General features: G+C 36.2%; 1 protein-coding gene and 1 pseudogene. One reads left to right on the top strand and one right to left on the bottom strand.

The features are described from left to right. Nucleotides 1–327: 327 nt before the first annotated feature. The gene (locus DDE80_RS15830) at nt 328–573 is read left to right on the top strand and encodes a restriction endonuclease (RefSeq protein ID WP_427901822.1); all 246 of its coding nucleotides are present in this window, start codon (nt 328–330) and stop codon (nt 571–573) included. 263 nt (nt 574–836) lie between these two features. Here the strand turns inward: DDE80_RS15830 and DDE80_RS14400 are convergent. Continuing rightward, a pseudogene (locus DDE80_RS14400) lies at nt 837–1,115 on the bottom strand (IS4 family transposase); the annotation flags it as partial.

Genomic DNA, 1,115 nt, shown 5'->3' with positions numbered 1-1,115 from the left:
AGGTTTTACACGCCTGTTTCTTTGGCATGCGCTTCCGGTGAAATGGCGAACGTACGTCGAAGAAATCTTATCATCAGCTCGGATGATTTATCAAAAAAGTGTTACGTGATTTTGGCTAATCAACACGTGTGAAAAAATGGCGAACTTTCACGGTACGCACGACGAATGGCCGGCTGACTGAATTTTTCAGTTAGAGATATTAATTGGAGGAAATTTGAAGCTTTCACATGTGAATTCTTTGAAAAACAAGGATATTATATTGAAATTGATGACGGAATTGATGCAAGAGTTTGGTTGAAAGAGAATGAATAGTCTGGACCACCAACTATTCTTATTCAATGTAAGAGGTATAAAACAAAAATTGAAAAGATGGTGGTAAAATCTCTTTGGGCGGATATTCAAGAGTACGGTGCAGAATCTGGACTTATCGTTACAATAAGTTCCCTGTCTCCGGGTGCTGAAAAGGTATGTACAGCAAGAAATTATCCTATTCCTCAAGCAAATAGGGAAACACTAAAACAATGGGTTAATGTTATGAGAACTCCATATAAGGGTGTTTTCATGGCAGAATAACTTACATATATTCTTAAAAAAATTAAGCGATTTTGCTGAAGATTGAATCACAGATTATGATCAATCTTTTTTATAAAAATTGTACAATGGTTCACAAAGAAAGAAACCGTTTTGATCAAACTTTTTTCAAAACGGTTTCTTTTAATTTTAGGAGAAATATGGGTTTTGTGAGGTATCTTTGATCAAACTTTATTCCAAACCGACACCTTTTTGCTAATAGTGAGTAAAAAGGGGATTTTTACACACGTGTTGATTAACCAAAATCACCCAATATCTATTTGATAAAGTTCACGGTGGAATTCGACTATTTCTTTCAATCCAATTCGCCATTCAATCGGCAGGGTATCACAAAGAAGCTGGCGTGTGAAACCAGCGAAAGACAGGCGTTTACAGTGCTTTTTCTTGTGTCCTTCCGTTTGTAAAAATTTCAATAATACGTAGGCAATTAACGCCGCAAATAGTTGGCTATACACCGCATTTTCAGTCGTGCCAAATAAAACAGGCACATTTAAGTTCTGTTTGATCCAACGAAAGAACGATTC

It is taken from the genome of Metalysinibacillus jejuensis, from assembly GCF_003057615.1.
Classification (GTDB): Bacteria; Bacillota; Bacilli; order Bacillales_A; family Planococcaceae; genus Metalysinibacillus; species Metalysinibacillus jejuensis.
This window is presented reverse-complemented; position numbering and strand designations above follow the sequence as displayed.